We start from the raw sequence: 21,677 nt of genomic DNA on the forward strand, positions 1-21,677 counted from the left end.
GTAATAAATATATTTATATATAAGGGATTAGACCGATAGAAAGGTAGATTTTGGGGCATAAAACGCAAAAAAGCCCCGCAGGGCTTTTTTATATAAAAGCTACGAGTGAATTAGCTTTTGTATTTTTGAACGACTAGTGTGGCGTTAGTTCCACCAAAACCAAAGCTGTTTGACATAACAGTATTTAGTTCAACATCACGGCGCTCAGTTACAATGTCTAAGCCTTTAGCTTCTTCATCTAATTCATCAATATTGATAGAAGGTGTGATGAAGTTATTTTCAAGCATTAATACAGAGTAAATCGCTTCGTGTACGCCAGCTGCACCCAAAGCGTGACCCGTCATCGCTTTTGTTGCACTGATCGCTGGTGACTTCTCACCAAATAGCTCTTGGATCGCGCCTAGCTCTTTCACGTCACCAACAGGTGTTGAAGTACCGTGAGTATTTAGGTAATCAATCTCACCATCGACAGTAGCCATTGCTTGTTTCATACAGCGCACAGCGCCCTCACCTGATGGTGCAACCATGTCGTAACCATCTGAAGTCGCACCATAGCCTACGATTTCACCGTAAATGTGCGCGCCACGAGCCAATGCATGCTCAAGCTCTTCGATAACCATGATACCGCCGCCACCAGAGATAACGAAACCGTCTCGGTTTGCATCATAAGTACGAGATGCTTTTTCTGGCTCTTCGTTGTACTTAGTTGATAATGCACCCATGGCGTCAAATTCCATTGCCAGTGTCCAGTGAAGTTCTTCACCACCACCCGCAAAAATGACGTCTTGTTTGCCTAGTTGAATTTGCTCAACCGCGTGACCAACACAGTGTGCAGATGTAGCACATGCTGAGCTAATCGAGTAGTTAACGCCTTTTATTTTAAATGGTGTTGCTAGACATGCAGATGTTGTACTCGCCATAGTACGCGGTACCATGTAAGGACCTACACGCTTAACACCACGCTCACGTAAAATATCAGCAGCTTCTACCTGGTATTTAGAAGAACCACCACCAGAACCAACTACAAGGCCAGTACGTTCATTCGAAACTTGATCTTCTGATAAACCAGAGTCTTCAATAGCCTGAGCCATCGCGATATACGAGTATGCAGCTGCGTCACCCATAAAGCGGTGCGCTTTACGGTCAACTAGTGCCTTAACATCAATATCAATTTTACCTGACACATTGCTGCGTAAATTCATGTCAGCAAACTCTTGGTTAAAAGCAATACCACTTTTACCCGCTTTCAAAGATTCTAATACTTCTTGCTTGTTGTTACCGATGCTTGAAACAACACCGATCCCCGTAATTACGGCTCTTCTCATGGGTAATTCCCTTAGGACTTAAAAAATTTAGGTGTATTCTACGCGCAAAAGACTGATCAAGTGGTCAGCTTTCCAGCGTACACACGTACTCTGAACTGATATTTGCAAAAATGCAACGGACTAATGCAAATAAAACCAGTAAAATACTTGTCATCAATGAGCATTATACCAACGTATTTCTATGATAAGTAACGCACAAATTCATTTTAACGATTCTGGCACACCTGTCGCCGATAATTTTGATGACGTTTATTTCTCCAACGATGACGGCTTAGCAGAGTCAAATTATGTTTTCTTTGAACAAAATGGTCTACATGAACGATTTAAGAGCCACCCAAGAAAACACTTTGTTGTCGCTGAAACAGGCTTTGGCACAGGCTTGAACTTTCTAAATACTTGGGCTCGTTTTAAGCAAAGCGCGCACAACAATAGCGTTGAACGTCTTTATTTTATGTCGTTCGAAAAATTCCCTATCAAGTTGAGTGACCTCAAACAGGCACTAGAAGCCTGGCCTACACTGGCGCCACTCTCTAAACAATTGTGTGAGCAATACCCAATGGCATTGCAAGGATGCCATCGACTAGAATTTGATCAGGGCCGTGTAGTACTCGACTTGTGGTTTGGAGATGTGCAAAACTCATTGCCACAAATTGCATACCAGCGCAAAGGCATTGTCGATGCGTGGTACTTAGATGGGTTCGCACCAAGTAAAAACCCCGATATGTGGCAACAAACTCTATTTGATTCAATGGCTCACTTGAGCCAGGAGAATGCAACTTTTGCCACATTTACCGCTGCAGGCTTTGTCCGAAGGGGCTTACAAAGTGCAGGATTTGAGTGCAAAAAGGTGAAAGGCTATGGCCGTAAACGAGAAATGGTCGTCGGTACACTTATCGCCACTACGGAGCATGCAACTACGCCACAGTACTATCAACAAGACGCTGCTACGCTTTCACAGGTTGCGGTCATAGGAGGCGGTATCGCGAGCAGTTGTCTTAAGTATCACCTTGCCAAACGAGGTATCAAAACACACTTATTTTGTGAAGATGATGCCCTTGCAAAGGGCGCTTCTCACAATCTACAAGGTGCAGTTTATCCAAACTTACAAAGCGAATATGGTATTCCATCCGAATTTTATGCTCATAGTTTTTTGTATGCGAGACGCTTTTATGAACAGCTGATCAAAGCAGGCCATGTATTTGACCATCAGTGGTGTGGCGTTTTACTCCAAAGCGTTAACGATAGTAAAAAAGCACAACATGAAAAGTTGGCTGCGAGCAAAGTTTTTCCAGAACAATTGATACGTTCAGTAGATAGCGTAGAGGCTCAATCTATCTCTAGTATCGACACGCCATATGGCGGCCTATTTATTGAGCAAGGGGGCTGGGTAAGCCCTGTACAACTTACAAAATCAGTTTTTGACGCAGCTGAATCTCTAACGCCAGGCGAAAACCAATTTGCTATTCACATAGAGCAACTAGAACGCAAGCCCGATGGTTGGTATCTAACGTCAAACAAACAAACATTTGGCCCGTATTCTGATGTTTTTGTTTGTGCAGGCGAGCACAGCGACAGATTCGAGCAAACCAAAGATATTGGTATTCACGGTGTGAGAGGTCAAGTCTCTCATATCCATGAAGGGGTCGCCTCTTCAAAACTTTCCACTGTGTTATGCCACAAAGGTTACTTCACCCCTAGTCAGGACGGATTGCATTGCATGGGGGCAACGTTTGAAAAACACAGTAAATCAAGAGCGGTCACCGAACAAGACAATGTCACTAACCGCCAACAACTAGCAGGGTTCTATGAAGGTACTGAGTTTGATAAAAGCCTTGGCAGTATTGACAGTGCCAAGGCCGCTGTAAGGTGTTGTTTTAACGATCACACTCCCATGATTGGGCAAGTGCAAGACAAATCGGACTTATTACAAGCTTATGACAACATCAAACGCGGTAAGTTTTATGACTTCACCCCTCAAGTGATGCCTCATAAAGGATTACATATTGCCACTGGCTTTGGCGCCAGAGGGTTATGTACAGCACCACTTGTGACCGAGCATTTGGTTGCAAGTTTATTTCAAGAACCACTGCCTTTTAGTGAGCGAGTACATGAGGCTTTGCATCCAGCTCGCCTCACGATAAGAGATATGATCCGAAATAAAATATAGCTTCATGTAGTCCCCAAGCCCGCGCTATCAGGGCTTGGAGATTTGAATGATCACACGTCGGTTGGCCTCTCGGCCAATTGGAGTTGTATTAACTGCAACATGGCGCTTTTCACCAAAGCCTTCTGTCATGATTTTCTCGGCTGGCACGCCTTTGCTCGCCATGTACTCTTTAATTGCCATGGCACGCTTTTTCGAAAGGTTTAAGTTTACATTGGTTCCGCCGTAGCTGTCTGAATAGGCAGATATATAAATTGAGTCAATATCTGGATCATTATTCAAATACTCTCCAATCATATCGAGGCGTTTGCGCGAAGAGCTGGTTAAATCACTTGAGTTTTTACGGTAATTCATCACCACAAAAGCAATGTCTTCGAAGCTATAAGGTAATAGGTTGTCTCTGCACTGCAAAAAGTCCCAATAAGATTTCTTGAAGTTGACCGAGGACAAAGCGACGGAAATTTGATCTTGCTTATTGTGCCAATCTTGATAATAAAAAGTAGGCTGATAACCTTTTTCCAACTCTGTCAGCATTTCCCAAGCAACGGGGTTCGATAGCTCACCATCAAACTTTTTAAGTAATGCCATTTTCCCCATTGAGCGAGCTGGTAGACCTGCCCGCCAGCTTGGCGGCACCGATTCAAGGCCTGCAAAATCGTAATCTTCCGGTCGGATCACCATATCAAGATTGAAAGTGAGATCTTTATTTTTACTGGCCGTTGCACTAAATACAGCTTCTCCATAGTAGGGAACCATGTGAGAGAGTGTGCAAGATAATCGAGTCGTCCTATCAACCATCCATTTAGAGTCATCGACAGTGGCACTATACTGCCGCATCGCACCATTTGCACTGGTAGCTAACACAAGCGTCATGACGACCGCTAACGTATTGAAATATAGCTTCACTTTTCTCACTCCAAGTCTATTAAGCCAAAAACAGACTTTATTTTTGTGCCTTCATTCTGATTCAACTTACAAATAAGCAATAAACATACCGAATCTTTGTGCCAATAAGTCGACTCCACTAAAAATATATTAAGGATCCGTCGATCCCAATTAGCATCTTATCTCATGATCAGTATAATAGGCGCCTCATTTTAGAAATCCAAGTTTATCATGGCAGAACAAGAGCAAACCCTATTCGCAAAACGCTTCAGAGGCTTTTTCCCAGTTGTAATAGATGTTGAGACCGCAGGGTTCAATAAAGAAACAGATGCCCTATTGGAAATAGCGGTCAGCTTGTTAAAAATGGACGATAACGGTGAGCTCAGCATTGATAACACAATTCACTTCCATGTTGCACCATTTGAAGGCGCCAATATTGAGCAATCTGCAATTGAGTTTAACGGAATAGATCCATTTTCAGAGCTACGTGGTGCAGTTGAAGAGTGCGAAGCAATCAAAGAAATTTGCAAAGCAGTTAGAAAAGCGCAAAAAGACGCTGGTTGTCAGCGCTCTGTCATCGTTGCACATAACGCGGCATTTGATCATGGCTTTTTAAACGCAGCTATCGAACGAAACAATATCAAGCGCACACCTTTTCATCCGTTTGTTAGCTTTGATACCACCTCATTGTCTGGCCTTGCACTAGGGCAAACTGTGCTGGCCAAAGCATGTCGCGCGGCAGGTATTGAATTTGACAACTCCCAAGCACACTCAGCACTTTACGATACAGAACGCACAGCCGAACTATTTTGTTACATCGTAAACAAATGGCAGGCACTTGGTGGGTGGCCGCTACCTCAAATAGACCAAGGTAGTGACCAAGAAGAACAAAGCTAGTTGAAGCTTGGAAATTACACAGCTAAAAAAAGCAGCCTAAGCTGCTTTTTTCAATTCTGGAACTCTTGCGTTATTTTTCCAGCGTCTAATTTAACTGAATGAGGTGGGTAGATCCTTGAAAAAGAACGACTATCCTTTGCGATTGTCAGTTCTATACCCGGATGCATCAGCTCATTTACTTTAACTCGGCTCAATTTAACCAATCGAAGTAGCTTCTGTGCCACTAGTTTACAATTTCGAACGTTGCGTTTGTAATGCGCATCTAAACGCTGTTCTGTAACAGCAAGCTTTTTCAAATAGTTATCGCGCTTATCTGACGCAGGCGTTTTTTTCGCTTTTACTTGGGCTCGCTTAACTGCCAAAATTTTATCCGACAACAATTTATCAAGCTCTTTAAACTCTTTTTCTTTTTTCTTTAAATCATACCAGTCTTGAGCAAGGACAATTCTTGTTCTAGTGCCTGAGGGCGCGCCAACTTCACCTGCTTCAATACGCATCGCATTATAAACGTTGCCGCCTATAAGTTTGCCACGCGGCGTGTCTCCCTTACCAACTCGGATCAAACGCTTAGATTTCAAATCACAATGCAGCGCCTGACGCTCGATAAATAAATCTTGTTCAGATTCTATATGGCAATATTGCCCGTAACCCACAGAAATAGTCCGCTTGGCTTTAATAATGCAAGAAAAATCTTCTCCATCGAGGCGTTTTCTGCCAATCGCACCTAACATAACAGTCACCGCACTGTCACTTTCTAAGTGCGCTGACTCAACAAAACCAATGACAGTTATGTCACCTGAGGCTTTAATTTTCATGCCATCTTTAACATCACCGCTAACAACGACACTACCATCGAATTCAATATGGCCGGTTGTGACATCTACGTTGTCGTAGCATAAAACATCATCAACTCGCATCCCTCGAGGAACCGCTACAGGCACACCTTTAGCGTCAGCGATTAACAAATTAGGGTCTTCTGGGCTAATTTTTGTGCCTTCAGAAACCTGCAATGTGAAATCTTTGCCCGGTTTAGGCTCTAATACATCACCAAACACTGAAAAGCCTTTCTCTCCTGGAGTAGGAGGGACTCGCTTCATTAGCGGACTGCCCGGTTTGACGGTGATAATGGCACCTAAGTCACGCATATCTACTTTGCCACCAGACTTTTCCTGTGGGCTAAGTATGCGGTCTTGCGCTGTCATGCATAACCTTACAAATCTGGCATCTGTGCCGTCTTTTGCACGGACACCATGAGCTACGATCCCTGAATACACACTCCCTGGAGATTGCTCAAACTGCTGCCCCAAAAAGGTGTCTAGCGCCCTTTCATTGATCCCCTTAACCACGCCCGCATCGGTCAATGCATCTCTCGCTTCATCAATCGTTATTAACTTACCGCCTCTCGCGGTTGTTAAACGCGCTTCCGCAAGCATATTGTTTTCTTCAACACGAATAGAAATTGAAGCGTCAACTGCCCTAGCAACAATTAACAAATCCTTCTCTCTATCATCAGAGGGAGAAAATAATTGACCAATATTGGCATGAATGACATCAAAGTCGGCATAAGAAGACTGCTCCAGCATTTCAACTAGCTGTGCAGCACTAGCGGGAAACCCCGTGTGCGCAGGATGTTCCTTTAAAGAAACATACCCAGACTCCTCATCAAATTGAAACAAAGACATCACTTCCTTCCTAAATACTATTGCATATTTTACTTTTTTTTATGCAGCTCTCGCCATTTCAGCACATCGCTCTCACAATGTTAAGTTTAAATTGGCCACTTTCTAGGCAAATTATGAATGATTGTAAACGCTCTTGGCGCTTAAATTACACAAGTTGCTATTATTACTAAATTTATCGGAAAAATGCGTGATTTCTTTAGTAAAATTCGCAATATGAGACTTTATCATTAGCTTTAGTCAGGCTTGAATATCGACAATGAAGTGAAATATTTATTCCATTTATTGCGATATTTTATTGAAAACTACGTAAATTCCAATTCAATTCATTTATTCATTAGTTAAAATAACCGTGAAATTTTATGCATTTTTTACGCCAAAAAATAAAAACTTTCCTACTTCTCAGAGCACAGACCTCTTTATTGGGCGTACTACCGCTTACTTAGAAAACTCAGATGAGCACCAATTACTCATACTCAACTCTATTCCTCACAGGCGTTTTCAATAATTGGTGTAATATTTGCTGACTAAAATTCATTCAAAAAAGTAAAATTCATGGCTTACTTACGCGTCTATATTCCGTAATTGCCACTGATGCTAAACGACTATGCTTGACCTAGACAATTGCAGGGAGACAGGTATGAAAACACAAATATTGGAATTAGCTACTCATGGTCAAAGTTTTGGCTATGTAACCGTGAACGATGATTTATCGGGTGTTTTTTATGGCAATGGCCATATCAACAATGCGGCTAAATTTGAATTAACCCCCTGTGCCAGAGATGAACAGGCGTTTTATTACAAACTGGTTGGTTCTCATAGCAGTTACATGGACTTTTCGCTCGCGTCTAAGGTCGTCAAAATCACGCGCTCTAAAAGCCCGGAAGCGTCAAATATTTGTGCATGGAAAATATTAAATGGCGCATTGTGCGCAATTATACCCGGGAGTAGTGTATTTAAAGCCCTCAGTCGCTCCACATTCAAACATGGATCAAATGTATTGTTTGCTACTTCTCCTTGTGATCAAGATTTTTGCAGGGTAAGAATTATCACTCATTGAGAACCTTGCTCGCAGTTAAAACAAGCACCTGTAGCTTCAAATATGGAATATAAATAGTCTCTATTGGAGTGAATTTAGCGACACAATAAAGTAACCTTTGGCGCTGAATTTAAATTGGCTGCCTGTCACTTTTGGGCTGTAACGACATATTGAAGAGGGAATAAAACAACGAGCGCAATCCAAATAATATCAATAGAAGAGGCAGTATGTTTAACTAGCCTCTCACGAATTAATAATGGCAGCTTATTCAAAATATTGGTTCTCACTTTTACGGCAATTTTGCTAGTAATTCAGGTACGTTTTTAAACAGCCGTTTAGTTTGAGTTAATTTAGACAAACCCCGCTCTTCCCACTTTCTAGTTCAATCGCTTTATCTGGGTTTTCAACTTGATAATACAACGACATTATTTGCCATTTCTGATCCGCTTTATAGAGTTGAATGCTATTTACGCCTGTAAAGTCAGGATGCTTCTGGCCTTTGTTAAAACGAGATTCAGCAACACTGTAAACATGAGAAAACCTATCATAGGTTTGAACCTTACGCACAATTTCACATTCGTAAAACCCCTTTTCAGACGCTTTATCAAGTAGCTTTATAAATTCTTGCCCTGACAGGCTCATCAGGCTAGGCATTCCCTTTTTTAAATGCACGCCAAATACTTTTGCCTCGGGATGAAAGAGCTGTTTCAGTATGTCTATATCCGGTTTTTTCTGTGGCTCATGTGACATGGCTTGAAATAGTGAATTCACCACGCTCTGGGGTGTATTGCTCGCAACACTGCCAAACGCTAAACAGACTAAAGAAATCATAAACATAAACCGCATGACGTACTCCTTTGTTATAGTTGTTTTTTAAACTTGATCTATTGCTAGACCTAGTTCATCTATATTTACCATTGATGATGCGAGCTTTTCAACATCCTAAAACATCAGCTGGTATCGACTCCTTCCCTATATAGAAGTCGACAACAATACATCAGCGTTGATATTTACTCAAAAAGTGACGTGCAACTGCCTTGTGCTTTAATCTGTGTCAATGTTGCAGTTAGCCGCTCGTAAACAGCCATATGTGCAAAGTTACCAGTGCTGATCCGCTTAACTCCCAACTCTGTCAGTTTGGCCACACTTGGTAACTCCGGCATCGCCATCACATTGATGGGCAGTGACGTTGAGCGAGTAACTTTGCTTATATCTTGTTCAGCAGTGATACACGGGAAAAACAATCCATTTGCACCAGCCATTTGGTAGCTGTGAGCTCTGATACAGGCCTCTTCTACTGCATTTTCAACACCTAGTAGAAATACATCACAGCGAACATTAATAAAAATATGCACATCGCGCGCTGCTAATTGTGCGCAAACTTGTGTTAATAAGTCTGCAAACTCATCTTTGTCACACAAGCTGCGCGTGTTCTGTACACGGCTATCTTCTATATTGATACCCACAACACCCAGCTCCGCAAGCTGCTGAATATGATCGGTGATCACTCGTGGATCTTTACTAAATCCTGACTCGATATCTACGCTTAGCGGTAGAAGACTCGATGCAGTGATCCGCTTTACGACAAACAAAAGCTCTTCAAAAGGGATGTTCTCACCATCTTCATAGCCAAGCACAGCTGCCAATGCTGCACTCGATGTTCCCATTGCTTGATAACCAGCTTGCTCAGCACATTTTGCGCTGGGAGCATCCCAAACGTTTGCCAATAGAAGTGGCGTAGCCTGTTGGTGCAGCGCATAAAATTCATTCATTATCGTTCCTTTTTATTATTTGGTTTAGTAATTACGGTTTGTTGCGATAAATGTATTCTTGCAACCAGGCAGTAAAAAGGCCAACGATGAAAATCGACTTTTAATATAAGCATTGCTTATAATACTAAGAAGATATTAAGAATAAATTGTGTGCTTGTGTTTAAAAACATTAATCTTCTAGTCACTTTCGAATGTGCAGCCAGACATAACAGCTATAGTCTAGCGGCAAAAGAGCTCTGTATTTCTCAAGCTGCTGTCAGCCAACAAATGCGTCAGCTCGAGTCTACTCTCGGTACTCGATTGTTTATCCGTAAAGGCAAGCAGATGCAGCTCAGCCAATCCGGCCAGTCTCTTTTCGAATACGCGCAAAAGGGGTTAGCTATATTGAATCAAGGAGTCAACCAGCTACAAAATGAAGAGGTCGATGGTGAATTGACCATCACTTCAACTCAAGCTTTCATCGCCCTATGGTTGATGCCAAGGCTTCAATCCTTTACAGAGCAATATCCGAATATCCAAATCACTATCTCATCTTCGGCAAGCTTTGTTGACTTAAAGCAAAACCACCTAGATTTAGCTATCCGGTTTGGTCAGTCTGTGGAGCAAAATACCCCGAACAATTTAGTTTGTGACTACTTCGGCGAATCTGCGGTCTATCCCATTTGTTCAAACCAATTTGCGCAGCAGCTTAATTTGAACTCACCCGAAAACTTGCTATCACAACATATAGTGACTTTAGAAAACCCAGGGCCTTACGACTGGCCTACTTGGTTTAAGGCTGCCGGAGTGTCGGGCGTGGAGTCCCATACGCTGTGGACTAAGGTTAACTCGACGGATATGGCAATCAGTGCTGTCGCGAGCGGTCACGGTGTTACACTTGCAGTCCCTTATTTATGCCAACAACAGCTCGACAATGGTACGCTGGTAATTCCCTATAAACTTGCACATCCAAACACCGTCAAACGATACTTTGTTTATGATTCAAACTCCCCAAGACTTGCGCGGCTGAAGGTCTTTACTGACTGGGTAAAAAATGAAATAACTAAAGGTTAAGCTGTTTAGGTTTGTGGCCAATGGCCCCATTCCTATCGACAAAACCTGTAAATGTCGCTTGCCTTTAATGTTACACCCCATAAAATCCCCCGCTTTTTCCCGTTAAATCCCCAATAGCAATTAGTCCGCCTTATTTATCATAGCCAAACAAACATGCATTGCAGGCACAGCTCAATTTAATGTGTCCTAGACATGTTTTGAGCAGACACTGTTTTGAGATCTCAAATATCAGGAGAAAATATATGGCAGGACTCGTCTCTATGGCCCAGCAGTTTAGTGGTCTACCAATGAAATCTTTAATTGGGGGACCGCTTAAGGCCGCAACAGATGCAAATGGTATGATGGCACGTACCCAAACCCAATTTATGCTTAGTACATGTTTTGAAAACGGCGGCGGTGGCGGTGGTAACCCTCCTGCATCTGGCAGCAATAGTAAACTTACGCCGATAATGGTCGAATTTGCGCTTAGTCGCCCGGTGATCAAAGCAGATGGAACTGATGGAAAAGATGCCACTATCACCTTAAAACTGCCATTACTGACTCTTATTCCGCTCAACTCCTTAGCCGTGGATGACGTCAAAATTCACTTTGAGATGGAAGTCTCTAGCTCAACGTCCAAAGACAATGAAAAAAGCAGCGAGCAAGAAACAGCTGCAAAAGCCGATATTACCGCAAAATATAATGCAGGCTTGTTTTCTGTGGAAGTGCACGGCTCAGTGTCGCACAGCAGTAAATCAACCTCCAAGCAAAAAGAGCACTACGAAGCGTCAAACAAAGCAAAATATGAAGTCGACGTGCACGCCGGACAGCTCCCTTTGCCTACGGGGGTTACAACCATTATCAACGCGTTCACTAAAAACATTGACCCTATTATAGAAAAAGAACAATAGCGTCTGACTTTAAACACTCATCAGAGGAAGCACATTACTTCCTCTGCAAATACTAATAAGAAGAGACCACCATGATCGAATTTCAATCGCTGATGAAAGCCATTCACAAAGGGGTAAAGGATGCAGCTAAATCCGTTGAAGGTGAAACCATTGACTTTGTAAAGCGCTTTTTTGATGAACACCAAAATGAACAAGGATTGCCACCAAGTTACTCTCCTAAAACCTGCACGATGCAATTTCCGAGCAGAACCGAAAATGGTATTGATACGGTTGATGCAGAGGTTCCTCTGCTGGCATTAGTACCAATTTCATCCCCCAGAATAACTGAAGTTAAGTTTTCTACTGATCTGGAAATTAGCACAAACGAGCAAGATCAACTTTTAGTGGCATTTGCCAAAAATACGACCAAGGCAGGCCTTCGAGATAAAATCATAGGCCAAAGCCGTGGAGAAAATACAGCTAATGCACACCTTGAAATCACACTCACAGGAAATGAGCCACCAGAGGGGTTAAAAAAACTCATTGAAGGTTATGAACGTGCTCTTCGAGCTCAAATCCCAGGCTAAAATAAAACATAGAAGGATTTAGCATGAACACCAACATTGCCTCCCAGTTTTCAGGGCTGCCAATGAAAGCGCTCATTGGTGCACCGTTAAAAGCAGCAACTGATGCCAACGCAATGATAGCCAATGCACAAACCCAGTTTATTTTAACAACGTGTTTTGAAAAAAGTAATGATAGTGGCAATCAGCTTGTGCCAAAGATGGTTAATTTTACATTGTCTCGTTCTGTAATAGAAAAAGATGGCAGCATTAGTACACAACCAATAAAAATGGACATTTCAATCCCATTAATGACGTTGATCCCGATTAATTCGCTGGCCATCGAAAAGCTAAAGGTCTCTTTTAACATGGAAGTTAAAAGCTCACGCGAAATTAAAAAAAAGGAAGATCGTGAGCAAAAAGACGTGCCATCAAAAAGCCGCAGAACAACCATGCAGGGGCGACGGCAAAGAAGCACTCATGGCAAAAAACAAAACAGTGAACCGAGCTCAAAACCACAACAAGCACATGACTTTGAGACCGAATTGCACGGCTCTCTAGCCAAGTCTGCGCAAGGAGAGCAACAATCCAGCGCAGCCCATGCTAGCTACGAAGTGACTTTGGAAGCTGGCCAACTGCCATTACCAAACGGTATCACCACCATATTAGAAATATTCTCAAAAAACATGATGCCATTACCAAGCAAACAGTAAGGAATTCAACAATGAGCATAAAATCAAAATTAGACTGCCCTGAATGCGGCGCGCCAATTTACTTTGAGTCAAACCTACTACTCACTGGCCAGTCATTTTCATGTTCTAACAGTCATTGTGATGTTTCCATCGCCTTAACTGCGACAGACAAAGAAGTGGTATCCGACGCATTCAGTAAATTTGAACAAATTCGAAATACCGCATCATCTCAAGCCGGGTAATATAACAACCACACAAAGCGCACATGCCAAACAACATTCACGTGTTTGGCATAGTGCTATCTATTATCGCTAAATACACATTGGCTATTTAAGCTGTTTATCAAAAAACGCCAACATGGCTTTAAGTGTAGCAACACGGTGGGGCTGATAACTCAAATGGTGATCGCCATCTTCAAGCTCTATGTAAGTCACATCTTGGTTGTGTTTCTTTAGTGCCCTTGCCATTTTTTGACTGTGCTTTACAGGTACAACTGAATCCTCGCTACCGTGGATCAAAAGTATCGGCTTGGACACCAAGTTAGCAAAATTAATCGGAGATACGTTTTCCAATTTATCGCGGTCTTGTCCTAATTGCTTACGGATCACTTCTTTGCTAGTAAAGTATCTAGCCTGTGAATATATAGATGCTAAATCTGTGACACCTGCAAAACTGGCCGCACACTTAAATGTATCTGGATGTTTAATTAGCGCCATGATTGCTGCGTAGCCACCGTAGCTACCTCCGGCAATACACATTTGACTCTTATCAGTATAACCCTCTTCAATCAGCCACTTGGCTGCGTCGTCTAAATCGTCCTGCATGGCTTTTCCCCAACCTCCGATCGCAGCTTGCGCAAACTCGAAGCCATAACCATAGGAGCCTCTGAAGTTGGGTTGAAACACAATATAGCCGTGAGAAGCAAAAAATTCGGACCAATAGTCGTAGCTTTGATAATCACGTGCTGTTGGGCCACCATGTGGTAGTACTAATGCGGGATAGCGTTTCCCTGAATCGTATCCTTGCGGTACGGTTATATAAGCTTCTATTTTGATACCATCTCTTGCTACATACTCTACCCGCTGCTTACCCAAATAAGTATTCTCATTTATTTTCGGGTATACCTGAGCTAAATAGTAAATCGAGTTGTTTTTTCTATTTCCTAATAAATAACTGCCAGGATCCTTGCTGGATTCACTATATACTATATAACTATTCCCTTGGTTATCCATGTCAGTGATGATATTGGTTGCATCCGGTAACACCTGCGAAATAGCGGTTTGTAGCGTCTGTAATTCTTTATCCCAATAGTGAATAACATTGTCTATGTTTGAATGAGAGTACCCTGCGACAGCCCCTGTTTTTGGAGAGTAAACTAAAGAACCGTCAGCATCATAGTTTGGATCGTGAAACACCAATTCACGAGAAAGCGTAGGGTCGGTTATATCGACCTTAAAAATAGACTCTTTATCTTTATGAATGGCTTTTATATAAATCGTATTTGGATCTATATCAAACCCAAGCACACCGACCTTGTCTTTTGAGAATACTTCATAATCGAATATTGTTTTCCATTTATTCGTTTTTGTATCTAATAAACGATAAAATACACGAGTATCATCCAGATGATACGAAATCCTTACATTGCCTTGTTGATCAGCTATCCAATCAACCACATGCGCTTTAAAGCTCATTACCCGTTTCAAACGCCGCTTCTTTACATTCAGTTTGTAAACACCTGGGCGGTTTCGCTGTTTAAGGTCAATAGAAACCAACACGTGATCTGGGTCATCAGGCAGCATACTGATCACATTGTCTTTAAATTGAGAATTATTCTGCCCTCTTTTCGGTCGAATAACTGCTTGTGTGCCCTTTTTCTTTTGCGTTAAGTCATAGCTTAATAACTCGGTGCGCGTATACCTTATAAGCCCTTGCCTTTCGGTGTATGAGACACCCAATAATAAAATGTCCTCATTAACCCAGTCGAACCAATTAAGTTTGGCATTCAGGTTGTCGGTTTTCGTCACAGGATAAACTTTGCCGGTTGTCGCTTCTTGTATGACTAAAATTAGTTCTCCGCCACGATTTACTACATAGGCATATTTAGAGCCATTTGGAGAAAGGTTAAATTGACTTACGTTCGGTAAACTCGCATGAGCTTCAATAGGTAGGGTTGGCTGTATACTAGCTACCACACCGAAGTGAAGCGTTGTAATTATTGTAGCGATGAAGATCCAGAGCAGCTGACGCATTATATTCCTATTGTTTTTTTATACTCAAACAGGAATTATTAAACACATTAAATTAGCTTGCTACAACTTTTCTTAAAATGCACCAAACACAACAATAAAAACACAAAAATAAAACATCTTTGTAACCAATCCAGCTTTCACTAATCCTAATATCGTTTGGATCCGCCTCCTCATCAAACGCTAACTAACAACCAAATAAACGCACCATTAAGAATAAATTAAACACAGAATTATTAATGGCAAGTTTAAAAAATATAGAATGCAGCCACTACCAAAATAACTTTGAATTAGTGACAGCCTTCCTTCCAAAAAATAGCAAACCTTTGTTTTTTATTGATTTTAACTAACCTCCCTACTCAATAACCATTTAGAAGTCGTACTTAATGATGAAATTCAGCCTCAAATATTGACTTTTAAAGCCACATCACAATAATTCGCCAATCCTGAACAATCATCAAAAGGTTTACGAACATCAATGTTTAGTATTGGAAAAGAGAGAAAAGCACTTCAACAAGCCCTTGCTACTGAGAAACAAAATCGACAAGCTCTAGAGCAAACACTTTTTTCTGTCGGCCGCTCTACTGCTATTATTGAGTTCACTCCTGACGGCAAGATCATTACAGCTAACGATAACTTTCTCAAAGTTATGGAATATGACTTAAGCGAGTTAATAGGTAAACACCACCGAATTTTCTGCGATAAGCAATATACAAACACTGCTGATTATAAAGCGCTATGGAATAGCTTAAACCGAGGTGAGTTTTTCTCCGGTACAATTGAGCGTTTCACGAAGTCGGGTAAACAACTGTGGCTTGAAGCCAGTTATAACCCTGTTTTTGATGCTAGTGGGCAACTGTTCAAAATCATTAAATTTGCATCGGATGTGACAAAACGTGAATATACCGCCGTATCACAACAAAACCTCATTGATGCCTTATACCGCTCAATGGCTGTTATTGAATTTGATATTTCAGGCAATGTCTTATCCGCGAATGATAACTTTTTGGCAGCGACAGGCTACCGCCTAGATGAAATTAAAGGACAACATCACCGCATGTTTTGTCCCGAGCATATTGTGCGGTCTTCTGAATATAGCGCCCTGTGGAGCCAGTTGATTAATGGACACTATTTTAGTGGTCAAGTTGAGCGTAAGAATAAACACGGACACGAATTGTGGTTAGAGGCCAGTTACAACCCAATCATAGATAAAAGCGGGAAAGTGATAAAAGTGACTAAATTTGCCTCCGATATAACGGACCGTATTGTAGGTACTCGCCAAGCACAAGAAAAAGTTGGTCAAGCCTCTAGCCTAGCTGATAAGGCCGCTCAACATGGCTCAAAATCTGTTTCAGGCGCGATAGACCTAATGCAATTACTTAGCGACGATATGGGCACTGCCCTCACCAAAATTGAGGCGCTGAATAAGCAGTCAGACCAAATCAATAACATTGTATCAACTATCAGTGCAATTGCAGAGCAAACGAATTTGCTGGCGCTAAATGCAGCGATAGAGGCTGCACGAGCTGGTGAGCAAGGCCGAGGGTTTGCGGTTGTCGCCGATGAAGTACGTCAACTGGCAGCGAGGACGAGCAGTTCAACGACAGAAATCGCCGATGTCGTAAAAGAAAACCTGACTCATTCAACCGAGGCATCCGCTTCGATGCGAAAAAGCGCCATACAAGTGGCTTCAGGCGTCGAGTTAATTGAAGAGCTCAACACAAAAATTAATGAAATTAATCAGCAAGTTGACAGTATTGTAAATACGGTCGCTAATTTAAATTAGACGTGCTCTTTGTGCGCTGTTAAGTGAAAAAGTCTCATTGTCTAATCTAACAAGAATTTCAGTTCAATGATTTGCTCATATGCTTCGCTTTGAATCGCTTTTGCCTAATATGCGCATCTCGAGTTTTTAGTATAATCTATGCGAACAGCTTTGATGCCTGCTGCACTTACACCTACTAATTGTGGATATTAGCTTTCACTATTGATATCCCATTAAATAAGAAATATAGATTCAGCAACAAAGGCTATTAGCTAGCTTCATCCCCGCAGCTAAAAACACCTTCCCTTTTTTATCAAAGTCCTCGTTGAGCAATATACAAACATCTACTCCCTTGACTAACTATATTGCTAATTTCATTATTGTAAGAATATCCAGACATTCTGAAATCTCCTCAAGAAACACTTATTCAACTAATTTTAAAATAATTAAAAATATTGAGCGTTTATTTATCGGAATAAAACTGAAAGTACTGGATATCCTACTGTCCTTACAGCTTAGCGCGGGCTATCGATGGGCGACTTTGACCATGCTCATAACCACTTGTACCACAATGATTTGCATCAACCGCCACGCTCACTGTCCGCTGCGCAGTTTTTGCCGCTAGTAGCATCGAGTATATATAATCAACATTCGTATTATTTGGGTCAACGATGAAAAAGTTACCACTGGTTCTCCCACAATTTTTAGGGTTAGAGAAAGCGCTGCTTCCCCCCTCAGTTTCAAAAGAAACCAATAAATAACCCTCTTTATATCCCGCACTCAACTCAGCAACTTTAACATTTACCAGCCACTTATCAGCACTGTATGCGTTAGAAGCAGCAATGAAAGAGAGAGATAATAAAGCATAAATAAAAAATCGAACCATAAAAATTTTACTACCAGTTATATTAATTAAGATTTTTTATTTTAAAATATTTTCAGTTTACATGCAAAACCATCTTTAAAATGATGGCTTTGCATTTTATATCGGGCTAAAACCTCGCTTTCACTTTAATCTCAACCTCTTCCGGCACTAAAAATACGCCAGAAATTGCTTTCAGATTTGCCTGTTTACCTTCGGGTATAGAAAACTCAAACTTATGTGCCAACTGAGCAAATAAAGTGTGAATAATATACTTACCAAATAGCTCACCCAAACAACGACGCTGACCTAAACCAAACGGAAATGCCTTGCCCTGTTGCTTTTTACTCAATTCACCATTGTCATCTAAAAAACGCTCCGGGATAAATTCGTCTGGGTTTTCCCACAATGTTTCGTCACGCGTAATACTGTAATTATTAATCACAAGTGGTGTCCCTTCAGGAATAAAATAACCGTCTAGCAAAGTATCTTTACTGGTTGCATAATTCGCTGCTGGCATAGACGTAATAGAGCAGTGGCGCAGCACCTCAGCGATAAATGCCTGCGTATAAGGCAAGTCGCCCTTGTGCTTATTCAATGGAACCTCATCATCCCCAACAACTTCATCCAATTCCTTTTGCACGCGCGCTTGATACTCAGGGAAAGCTGCAAGATATAATAAAGCCCAGCGCATCGCGAATGCTCCAACCCCACCACCAGCACCCGCTACTTGAGTTAAAGACCCTACGACTATTTCTTTTTCACCTATATTTAAGCCAGCTTTGGTCGCATCATCGACACTGTCATTTGCTGCGAATAAATAATCACATAAATCACGGTACTCCCCTGGCACATAGTCTTCTTTACGGCGATTTACATTGAATGAAACATATTGATCTAGACCATTTAGGTTAGAACTAAACTTCTCAATGGCATCTCCATATTGTTGATAATATTTTTCTTGTAAATCTGTTGGCATTAATTCATGACGCGTGCTGTTTATAAAGCCATTCGGTAGCCAGCTCAAGCTCTTTTCATCGAAAATACTCACTTCAAACTCACCAAATCGATCATCAAACATGACTTTATGTAAAAAACTGGCGAGCTTTAATGACACCTCTCGATTGGGGTCAAATGATACATCTCCTTGGCCTTTCCACACCGCCGCAATGTCGTTGATTTCTGTGGTCATCCAAGTTTCGATTTGATCCCAACGGGTTGAAAAATACTCGCGCATTGCATTTGCAAACACCTTTCGGTGGACCTGCCACTGCTCTCCGGCTTCTAACTCTAAAAAGTGCTTTTGTGGCGCGATTTGCAAAATTTCATAGTCCGCTCGAACATTAAATACATCGTTTTGAGCGACCAAAGCTTCGCGTACATATTGATAACCATTCAGTGCCACAATTGGGCCTTTGGCTGTTTCTACAGAGTAGATATCTCCATACTTTTTCGATAGAGATTCGATAATTAGGTGAAAATCTTCACCCCAAAAAAACTGCTGGCCGTCCTCACTGTCAAATGCAATGTGCGGAATTGTCGGAGTTAATTCGTCTAAATTTAATTTGCTTTGTGGTAAAGCTTCTGCTGTATCGGTGTTTTTCATTGGTCAAATCCCACTGACTAAGGTTGATAGTTCTGGTGTTGCAAATTGATTGTCGAATTGCTCTGACCGCATGTACCAAGCAAGTGGAAATTTCTCGGTAATACGAAAGATTTTTCTACCTTGTGAATACACTAAGTAAGTGCGGTACAACACAAGATCTTTGGGCTCTATGGCAAAATGTTGAGACAGCTCATTTGCATATTCAAAGCCCCAAGCGAGCAATGTTTTATATGTTTCTATTTGAAATTTTTCCCATGCTTTGCCAATGGGAATACGTGTTTCAGTTAATGCACGAGAAAAGTTCACATTCATATTGCCGTGGTACACTAAAGAGTCTGCATACAAATAAGGCAACCCAGTTTGGTCACCATTAAGCGTGATCACTCGCCGCTGGCAATGCATCTCTTCTTCGTGTCGCGCTACTCCAACTTCTGCCTCTAGCAATTTGTCGACGACAATTTTTTCCCCGACAATGCTTTCTAGCAGCTGGGTTACAGTCCCATCAGTGCCTAAAATAATTTTTTGTAGATAGCTGAGATTACTCAGGTTATATGCTTGTGTGTTTAAACTATCGTCTAAATTGCACAGGCTCTCATCTGACAATTGAATCATGTCCTTTCCTCGTACTATTTACTTGCTGATCTCGCGTAACCCGTCTAAACGCAAACGAGACAATAACTTCTGTGCAGCCAGTGCCACTTCAAAATGAAGAATCCGCGGCCACGAACTTATGTTTGGAAAGCTAAGCAAAAACTCTCTTGCCGTGTGAGTCATGTTATTTGGCCCATCAAGACGGTACTGGGCTGCAAATTGCGGGTTGTGTAACAACTTTACCCGTAGCAAAGGGTCTTTAAATAAGCTAGGAATTTGAGGCATACAACCAACCAGCTTCGCCACTGAATCCATGTAATGACAATAGTTCACAAGAGAAGCGACATGTGGTGTGATTTTGTACTCAGTTTGCCAATGTTTCGTATCGTGTTTAATCACATCATGCATTTCTGATAATGTTGGTAACTGCGCCTCGCCACTTGCGAGCTTGGACAAATAACGGCACTGCATCTCTGCTATCACGGGAATACCACCTTGTTGCGGCCTTACAAAGCCAATAAATGACAGTGAGTGTCCCATTTCAGGTATAAACATTTGTTTATAGAGATCACGCATGTTGGCGATACTGACATCCAAAAACGGGAAGCTCAGCTGGTAACCCGTACAAAAGACAACCGCATCAACCTCTTCACGCGTCCCGTCTTTAAATACCACTGCGTTTTTCTCAAACCGTTCTATGCCACCGATGTTTGGCGTAACCTTACCATCGGCAATTGGGCGAAATAATCGTTCATTTTTAGTCACAGCTTGATGATGAGATGGACCGGACTTTTTCAACCACTCTCCGCGAATACGCACATGATCATTGCGGCTAGTCACATATTTATTGAAAATGCCTTTGGTGATCCCACCGTGATATCTGTGCGGTAATTTATTTACGATTCGCGATGTGAGCCATGATGTATCTATGGTGAAGTACGGATCTTCTTGGAAAGCCATATATCGAGGCGCCACTGCTGGGTACCGACGCAGCGATAAAATACACTTTCTCGCCACCTGCGAAATTTCTGAGGTGATGTCCGCCGAACTTTCGCCTAAGCCAACACATAATACTCGCTTGCCAGCATAGTTATGTTTGTCGCGGTAATCATTCGAGTGCTCAATGTTTCCTTGATACATATCCAAACCAGGTAAGTCTGGTAACTTAGGCTTTTGGAAATGACCTGAGCAAACTGCAACCATATCAAACTCTTTTGTTTGCTCGGTATCCGCACTTTTGTAGGTAACAAGCCACTTGTCACCTTGCTTTTGAACACAGCACACTTCATGGTCATAATGAATATGCTTAGCTATATCAAAACGTTCAATATATTCGCCCAAATAGTTGATATACTCTTTTTTTGACCAAAATTTCAACTTTTGATGGTTGGGCACATAGTCTGAGTAAGCCATAAAATAGTTTGAAATAGTCAGATGTAGGTCGTCATAGATTTTTTTATCTGCGAACACTCCCCCAAAACTTTCTGCTTTTTCAAAACAAGTTACTTGATGGCCGCCATCTGTTAGCTGTTTGACGGCGGCAATACCAGATAAACCAGCACCTATCACTGCTATGGTCTTGTTCATAATTCTCTCCGTGTATAGCAAGGAACTGCACAGCACTGCCATAACGGCTCCACATAAAGCCATATGATATTTGTACAAT

The 21,677-nt window shown here is 41.7% G+C and carries 18 protein-coding genes and 1 pseudogene; 9 read left to right on the top strand and 10 right to left on the bottom strand.

Annotated elements, in window-relative coordinates:
• Positions 1-110 precede the first annotated feature (110 nt).
• The gene (gene fabB / locus J8M00_RS11185) at positions 111-1,325 is read right to left on the bottom strand and encodes a beta-ketoacyl-ACP synthase I (protein WP_023401517.1); all 1,215 of its coding nucleotides are present in this window, start codon (positions 1,323-1,325) and stop codon (positions 111-113) included.
• A gap of 181 nt (positions 1,326-1,506) precedes the next feature.
• Here fabB and mnmC point away from each other — a divergent pair, with 181 nt between their 5' ends.
• Positions 1,507-3,492 (top strand): bifunctional tRNA (5-methylaminomethyl-2-thiouridine)(34)-methyltransferase MnmD/FAD-dependent 5-carboxymethylaminomethyl-2-thiouridine(34) oxidoreductase MnmC, encoded by a 1,986-nt coding sequence (mnmC, locus tag J8M00_RS11190; RefSeq protein WP_211010317.1) that lies wholly within the window; start codon positions 1,507-1,509, stop codon positions 3,490-3,492.
• A gap of 27 nt (positions 3,493-3,519) precedes the next feature.
• Here the strand turns inward: mnmC and J8M00_RS11195 are convergent, their stop codons facing one another.
• Positions 3,520-4,362 carry a flagellar protein MotY gene (locus tag J8M00_RS11195; protein WP_211010380.1) on the bottom strand — a complete coding sequence of 281 codons (843 nt, stop codon included), beginning with the start codon at positions 4,360-4,362 and terminating at the stop codon, positions 3,520-3,522.
• Positions 4,363-4,605: 243 nt separating this feature from the next.
• Between J8M00_RS11195 and rnt the strand changes: the two genes are divergently transcribed.
• A complete protein-coding gene (rnt, locus tag J8M00_RS11200) occupies positions 4,606-5,271 on the top strand; it encodes a ribonuclease T (RefSeq protein WP_211010318.1) in 666 nt (221 codons plus the stop codon).
• Between the two features lie 50 nt (positions 5,272-5,321).
• On the opposite strand, the gene J8M00_RS11205 is transcribed toward rnt, so the two are convergent.
• A complete protein-coding gene (locus tag J8M00_RS11205; RefSeq protein ID WP_211010319.1) occupies positions 5,322-6,953 on the bottom strand; it encodes a DUF342 domain-containing protein in 1,632 nt (543 codons plus the stop codon).
• Positions 6,954-7,590: 637 nt separating this feature from the next.
• Between J8M00_RS11205 and J8M00_RS11210 the strand changes: the two genes are divergently transcribed.
• Positions 7,591-8,010 (top strand): hypothetical protein, encoded by a 420-nt coding sequence (locus tag J8M00_RS11210; RefSeq protein WP_211010320.1) that lies wholly within the window; start codon positions 7,591-7,593, stop codon positions 8,008-8,010.
• 324 nt (positions 8,011-8,334) lie between these two features.
• Here J8M00_RS11210 and J8M00_RS11215 read toward each other — a convergent pair whose 3' ends face one another.
• Both J8M00_RS11215 and J8M00_RS11220 read right to left on the bottom strand, forming a co-directional pair.
• The gene (locus tag J8M00_RS11215) at positions 8,335-8,835 is read right to left on the bottom strand and encodes a hypothetical protein (protein WP_211010321.1); all 501 of its coding nucleotides are present in this window, start codon (positions 8,833-8,835) and stop codon (positions 8,335-8,337) included.
• A gap of 164 nt (positions 8,836-8,999) precedes the next feature.
• On the bottom strand, positions 9,000-9,761 hold the full coding sequence (locus J8M00_RS11220) for an isocitrate lyase/PEP mutase family protein (protein ID WP_211010322.1): 762 nt from the start codon (positions 9,759-9,761) through the stop codon (positions 9,000-9,002).
• Positions 9,762-9,917: 156 nt separating this feature from the next.
• Here J8M00_RS11220 and J8M00_RS28275 point away from each other — a divergent pair, with 156 nt between their 5' ends.
• The 5 genes from J8M00_RS28275 (at position 9,918) to J8M00_RS11245 (ending at position 13,180) form a co-directional block, all read left to right on the top strand.
• Positions 9,918-10,814, top strand: coding sequence for a LysR substrate-binding domain-containing protein (locus J8M00_RS28275; protein WP_211010323.1), 897 nt, complete (start codon positions 9,918-9,920; stop codon positions 10,812-10,814).
• Between the two features lie 242 nt (positions 10,815-11,056).
• Complete coding sequence (locus J8M00_RS11230) at positions 11,057-11,704, top strand: DUF2589 domain-containing protein (protein ID WP_211010324.1); 648 nt, start codon at positions 11,057-11,059, stop codon at positions 11,702-11,704.
• A gap of 71 nt (positions 11,705-11,775) precedes the next feature.
• Entirely contained in the window at positions 11,776-12,270 is a 495-nt protein-coding gene (locus tag J8M00_RS11235) for a DUF2589 domain-containing protein (RefSeq protein ID WP_211010325.1), read from the top strand.
• 23 nt (positions 12,271-12,293) lie between these two features.
• On the top strand, positions 12,294-12,959 hold the full coding sequence (locus J8M00_RS11240; RefSeq protein ID WP_211010326.1) for a DUF2589 domain-containing protein: 666 nt from the start codon (positions 12,294-12,296) through the stop codon (positions 12,957-12,959).
• An 11-nt stretch (positions 12,960-12,970) separates the two neighbouring features.
• A complete protein-coding gene (locus J8M00_RS11245) occupies positions 12,971-13,180 on the top strand; it encodes a hypothetical protein (protein ID WP_211010327.1) in 210 nt (69 codons plus the stop codon).
• A gap of 84 nt (positions 13,181-13,264) precedes the next feature.
• On the opposite strand, the gene J8M00_RS11250 is transcribed toward J8M00_RS11245, so the two are convergent.
• Complete coding sequence (locus J8M00_RS11250; protein WP_211010328.1) at positions 13,265-15,190, bottom strand: alpha/beta hydrolase family protein; 1,926 nt, start codon at positions 15,188-15,190, stop codon at positions 13,265-13,267.
• Between the two features lie 592 nt (positions 15,191-15,782).
• Here J8M00_RS11250 and J8M00_RS28450 point away from each other — a divergent pair.
• Positions 15,783-16,907, top strand: a pseudogene (locus J8M00_RS28450) (methyl-accepting chemotaxis protein); the annotation flags it as partial.
• A 553-nt stretch (positions 16,908-17,460) separates the two neighbouring features.
• Here J8M00_RS28450 and J8M00_RS11260 read toward each other — a convergent pair.
• The 4 genes from J8M00_RS11260 to J8M00_RS11275 form a co-directional block, all read right to left on the bottom strand.
• Positions 17,461-17,838: a hypothetical protein gene (locus tag J8M00_RS11260; protein ID WP_211010330.1), complete on the bottom strand. Its 378-nt coding sequence runs from the start codon at positions 17,836-17,838 to the stop codon at positions 17,461-17,463.
• Between the two features lie 106 nt (positions 17,839-17,944).
• The gene (locus J8M00_RS11265) at positions 17,945-19,420 is read right to left on the bottom strand and encodes a cytochrome P450 (protein WP_211010331.1); all 1,476 of its coding nucleotides are present in this window, start codon (positions 19,418-19,420) and stop codon (positions 17,945-17,947) included.
• A 3-nt stretch (positions 19,421-19,423) separates the two neighbouring features.
• Positions 19,424-20,032, bottom strand: a complete 609-nt coding sequence (locus J8M00_RS11270) for a chorismate--pyruvate lyase family protein (RefSeq protein ID WP_211010332.1) — start codon at positions 20,030-20,032, stop codon at positions 19,424-19,426.
• A gap of 18 nt (positions 20,033-20,050) precedes the next feature.
• Entirely contained in the window at positions 20,051-21,598 is a 1,548-nt protein-coding gene (locus tag J8M00_RS11275; RefSeq protein WP_211010333.1) for an NAD(P)-binding domain-containing protein, read from the bottom strand.
• Positions 21,599-21,677 lie beyond the last annotated feature (79 nt).

Source organism: Pseudoalteromonas luteoviolacea (genome assembly GCF_018100925.1).
GTDB lineage: Bacteria > Pseudomonadota > Gammaproteobacteria > Enterobacterales > Alteromonadaceae > Pseudoalteromonas > Pseudoalteromonas obscura.

Excerpts from the sequence above, each read along its gene's own strand:
- J8M00_RS11270 (WP_211010332.1), bottom strand. The coding sequence starts at position 20,032 with ATGATTCAATTGTCAGATGAGAGCCTGTGCAATTTAGACGATAGTTTA.
- J8M00_RS11210 (WP_211010320.1), top strand. The coding sequence starts at position 7,591 with ATGAAAACACAAATATTGGAATTAGCTACTCATGGTCAAAGTTTTGGC.
- J8M00_RS11235 (WP_211010325.1), top strand. The coding sequence starts at position 11,776 with ATGATCGAATTTCAATCGCTGATGAAAGCCATTCACAAAGGGGTAAAG.
- J8M00_RS11205 (WP_211010319.1), bottom strand. The coding sequence starts at position 6,953 with ATGTCTTTGTTTCAATTTGATGAGGAGTCTGGGTATGTTTCTTTAAAG.
- mnmC (WP_211010317.1), top strand. The coding sequence starts at position 1,507 with ATGATAAGTAACGCACAAATTCATTTTAACGATTCTGGCACACCTGTC.
- J8M00_RS11215 (WP_211010321.1), bottom strand. The coding sequence starts at position 8,835 with ATGCGGTTTATGTTTATGATTTCTTTAGTCTGTTTAGCGTTTGGCAGT.
- J8M00_RS11260 (WP_211010330.1), bottom strand. The coding sequence starts at position 17,838 with ATGGTTCGATTTTTTATTTATGCTTTATTATCTCTCTCTTTCATTGCT.
- J8M00_RS11245 (WP_211010327.1), top strand. The coding sequence starts at position 12,971 with ATGAGCATAAAATCAAAATTAGACTGCCCTGAATGCGGCGCGCCAATT.
- J8M00_RS11275 (WP_211010333.1), bottom strand. The coding sequence starts at position 21,598 with ATGAACAAGACCATAGCAGTGATAGGTGCTGGTTTATCTGGTATTGCC.
- J8M00_RS11195 (WP_211010380.1), bottom strand. The coding sequence starts at position 4,362 with ATGACGCTTGTGTTAGCTACCAGTGCAAATGGTGCGATGCGGCAGTAT.
- fabB (WP_023401517.1), bottom strand. The coding sequence starts at position 1,325 with ATGAGAAGAGCCGTAATTACGGGGATCGGTGTTGTTTCAAGCATCGGT.
- J8M00_RS11230 (WP_211010324.1), top strand. The coding sequence starts at position 11,057 with ATGGCAGGACTCGTCTCTATGGCCCAGCAGTTTAGTGGTCTACCAATG.
- J8M00_RS11265 (WP_211010331.1), bottom strand. The coding sequence starts at position 19,420 with ATGAAAAACACCGATACAGCAGAAGCTTTACCACAAAGCAAATTAAAT.
- rnt (WP_211010318.1), top strand. The coding sequence starts at position 4,606 with ATGGCAGAACAAGAGCAAACCCTATTCGCAAAACGCTTCAGAGGCTTT.
- J8M00_RS11250 (WP_211010328.1), bottom strand. The coding sequence starts at position 15,190 with ATGCGTCAGCTGCTCTGGATCTTCATCGCTACAATAATTACAACGCTT.
- J8M00_RS11240 (WP_211010326.1), top strand. The coding sequence starts at position 12,294 with ATGAACACCAACATTGCCTCCCAGTTTTCAGGGCTGCCAATGAAAGCG.
- J8M00_RS11220 (WP_211010322.1), bottom strand. The coding sequence starts at position 9,761 with ATGAATGAATTTTATGCGCTGCACCAACAGGCTACGCCACTTCTATTG.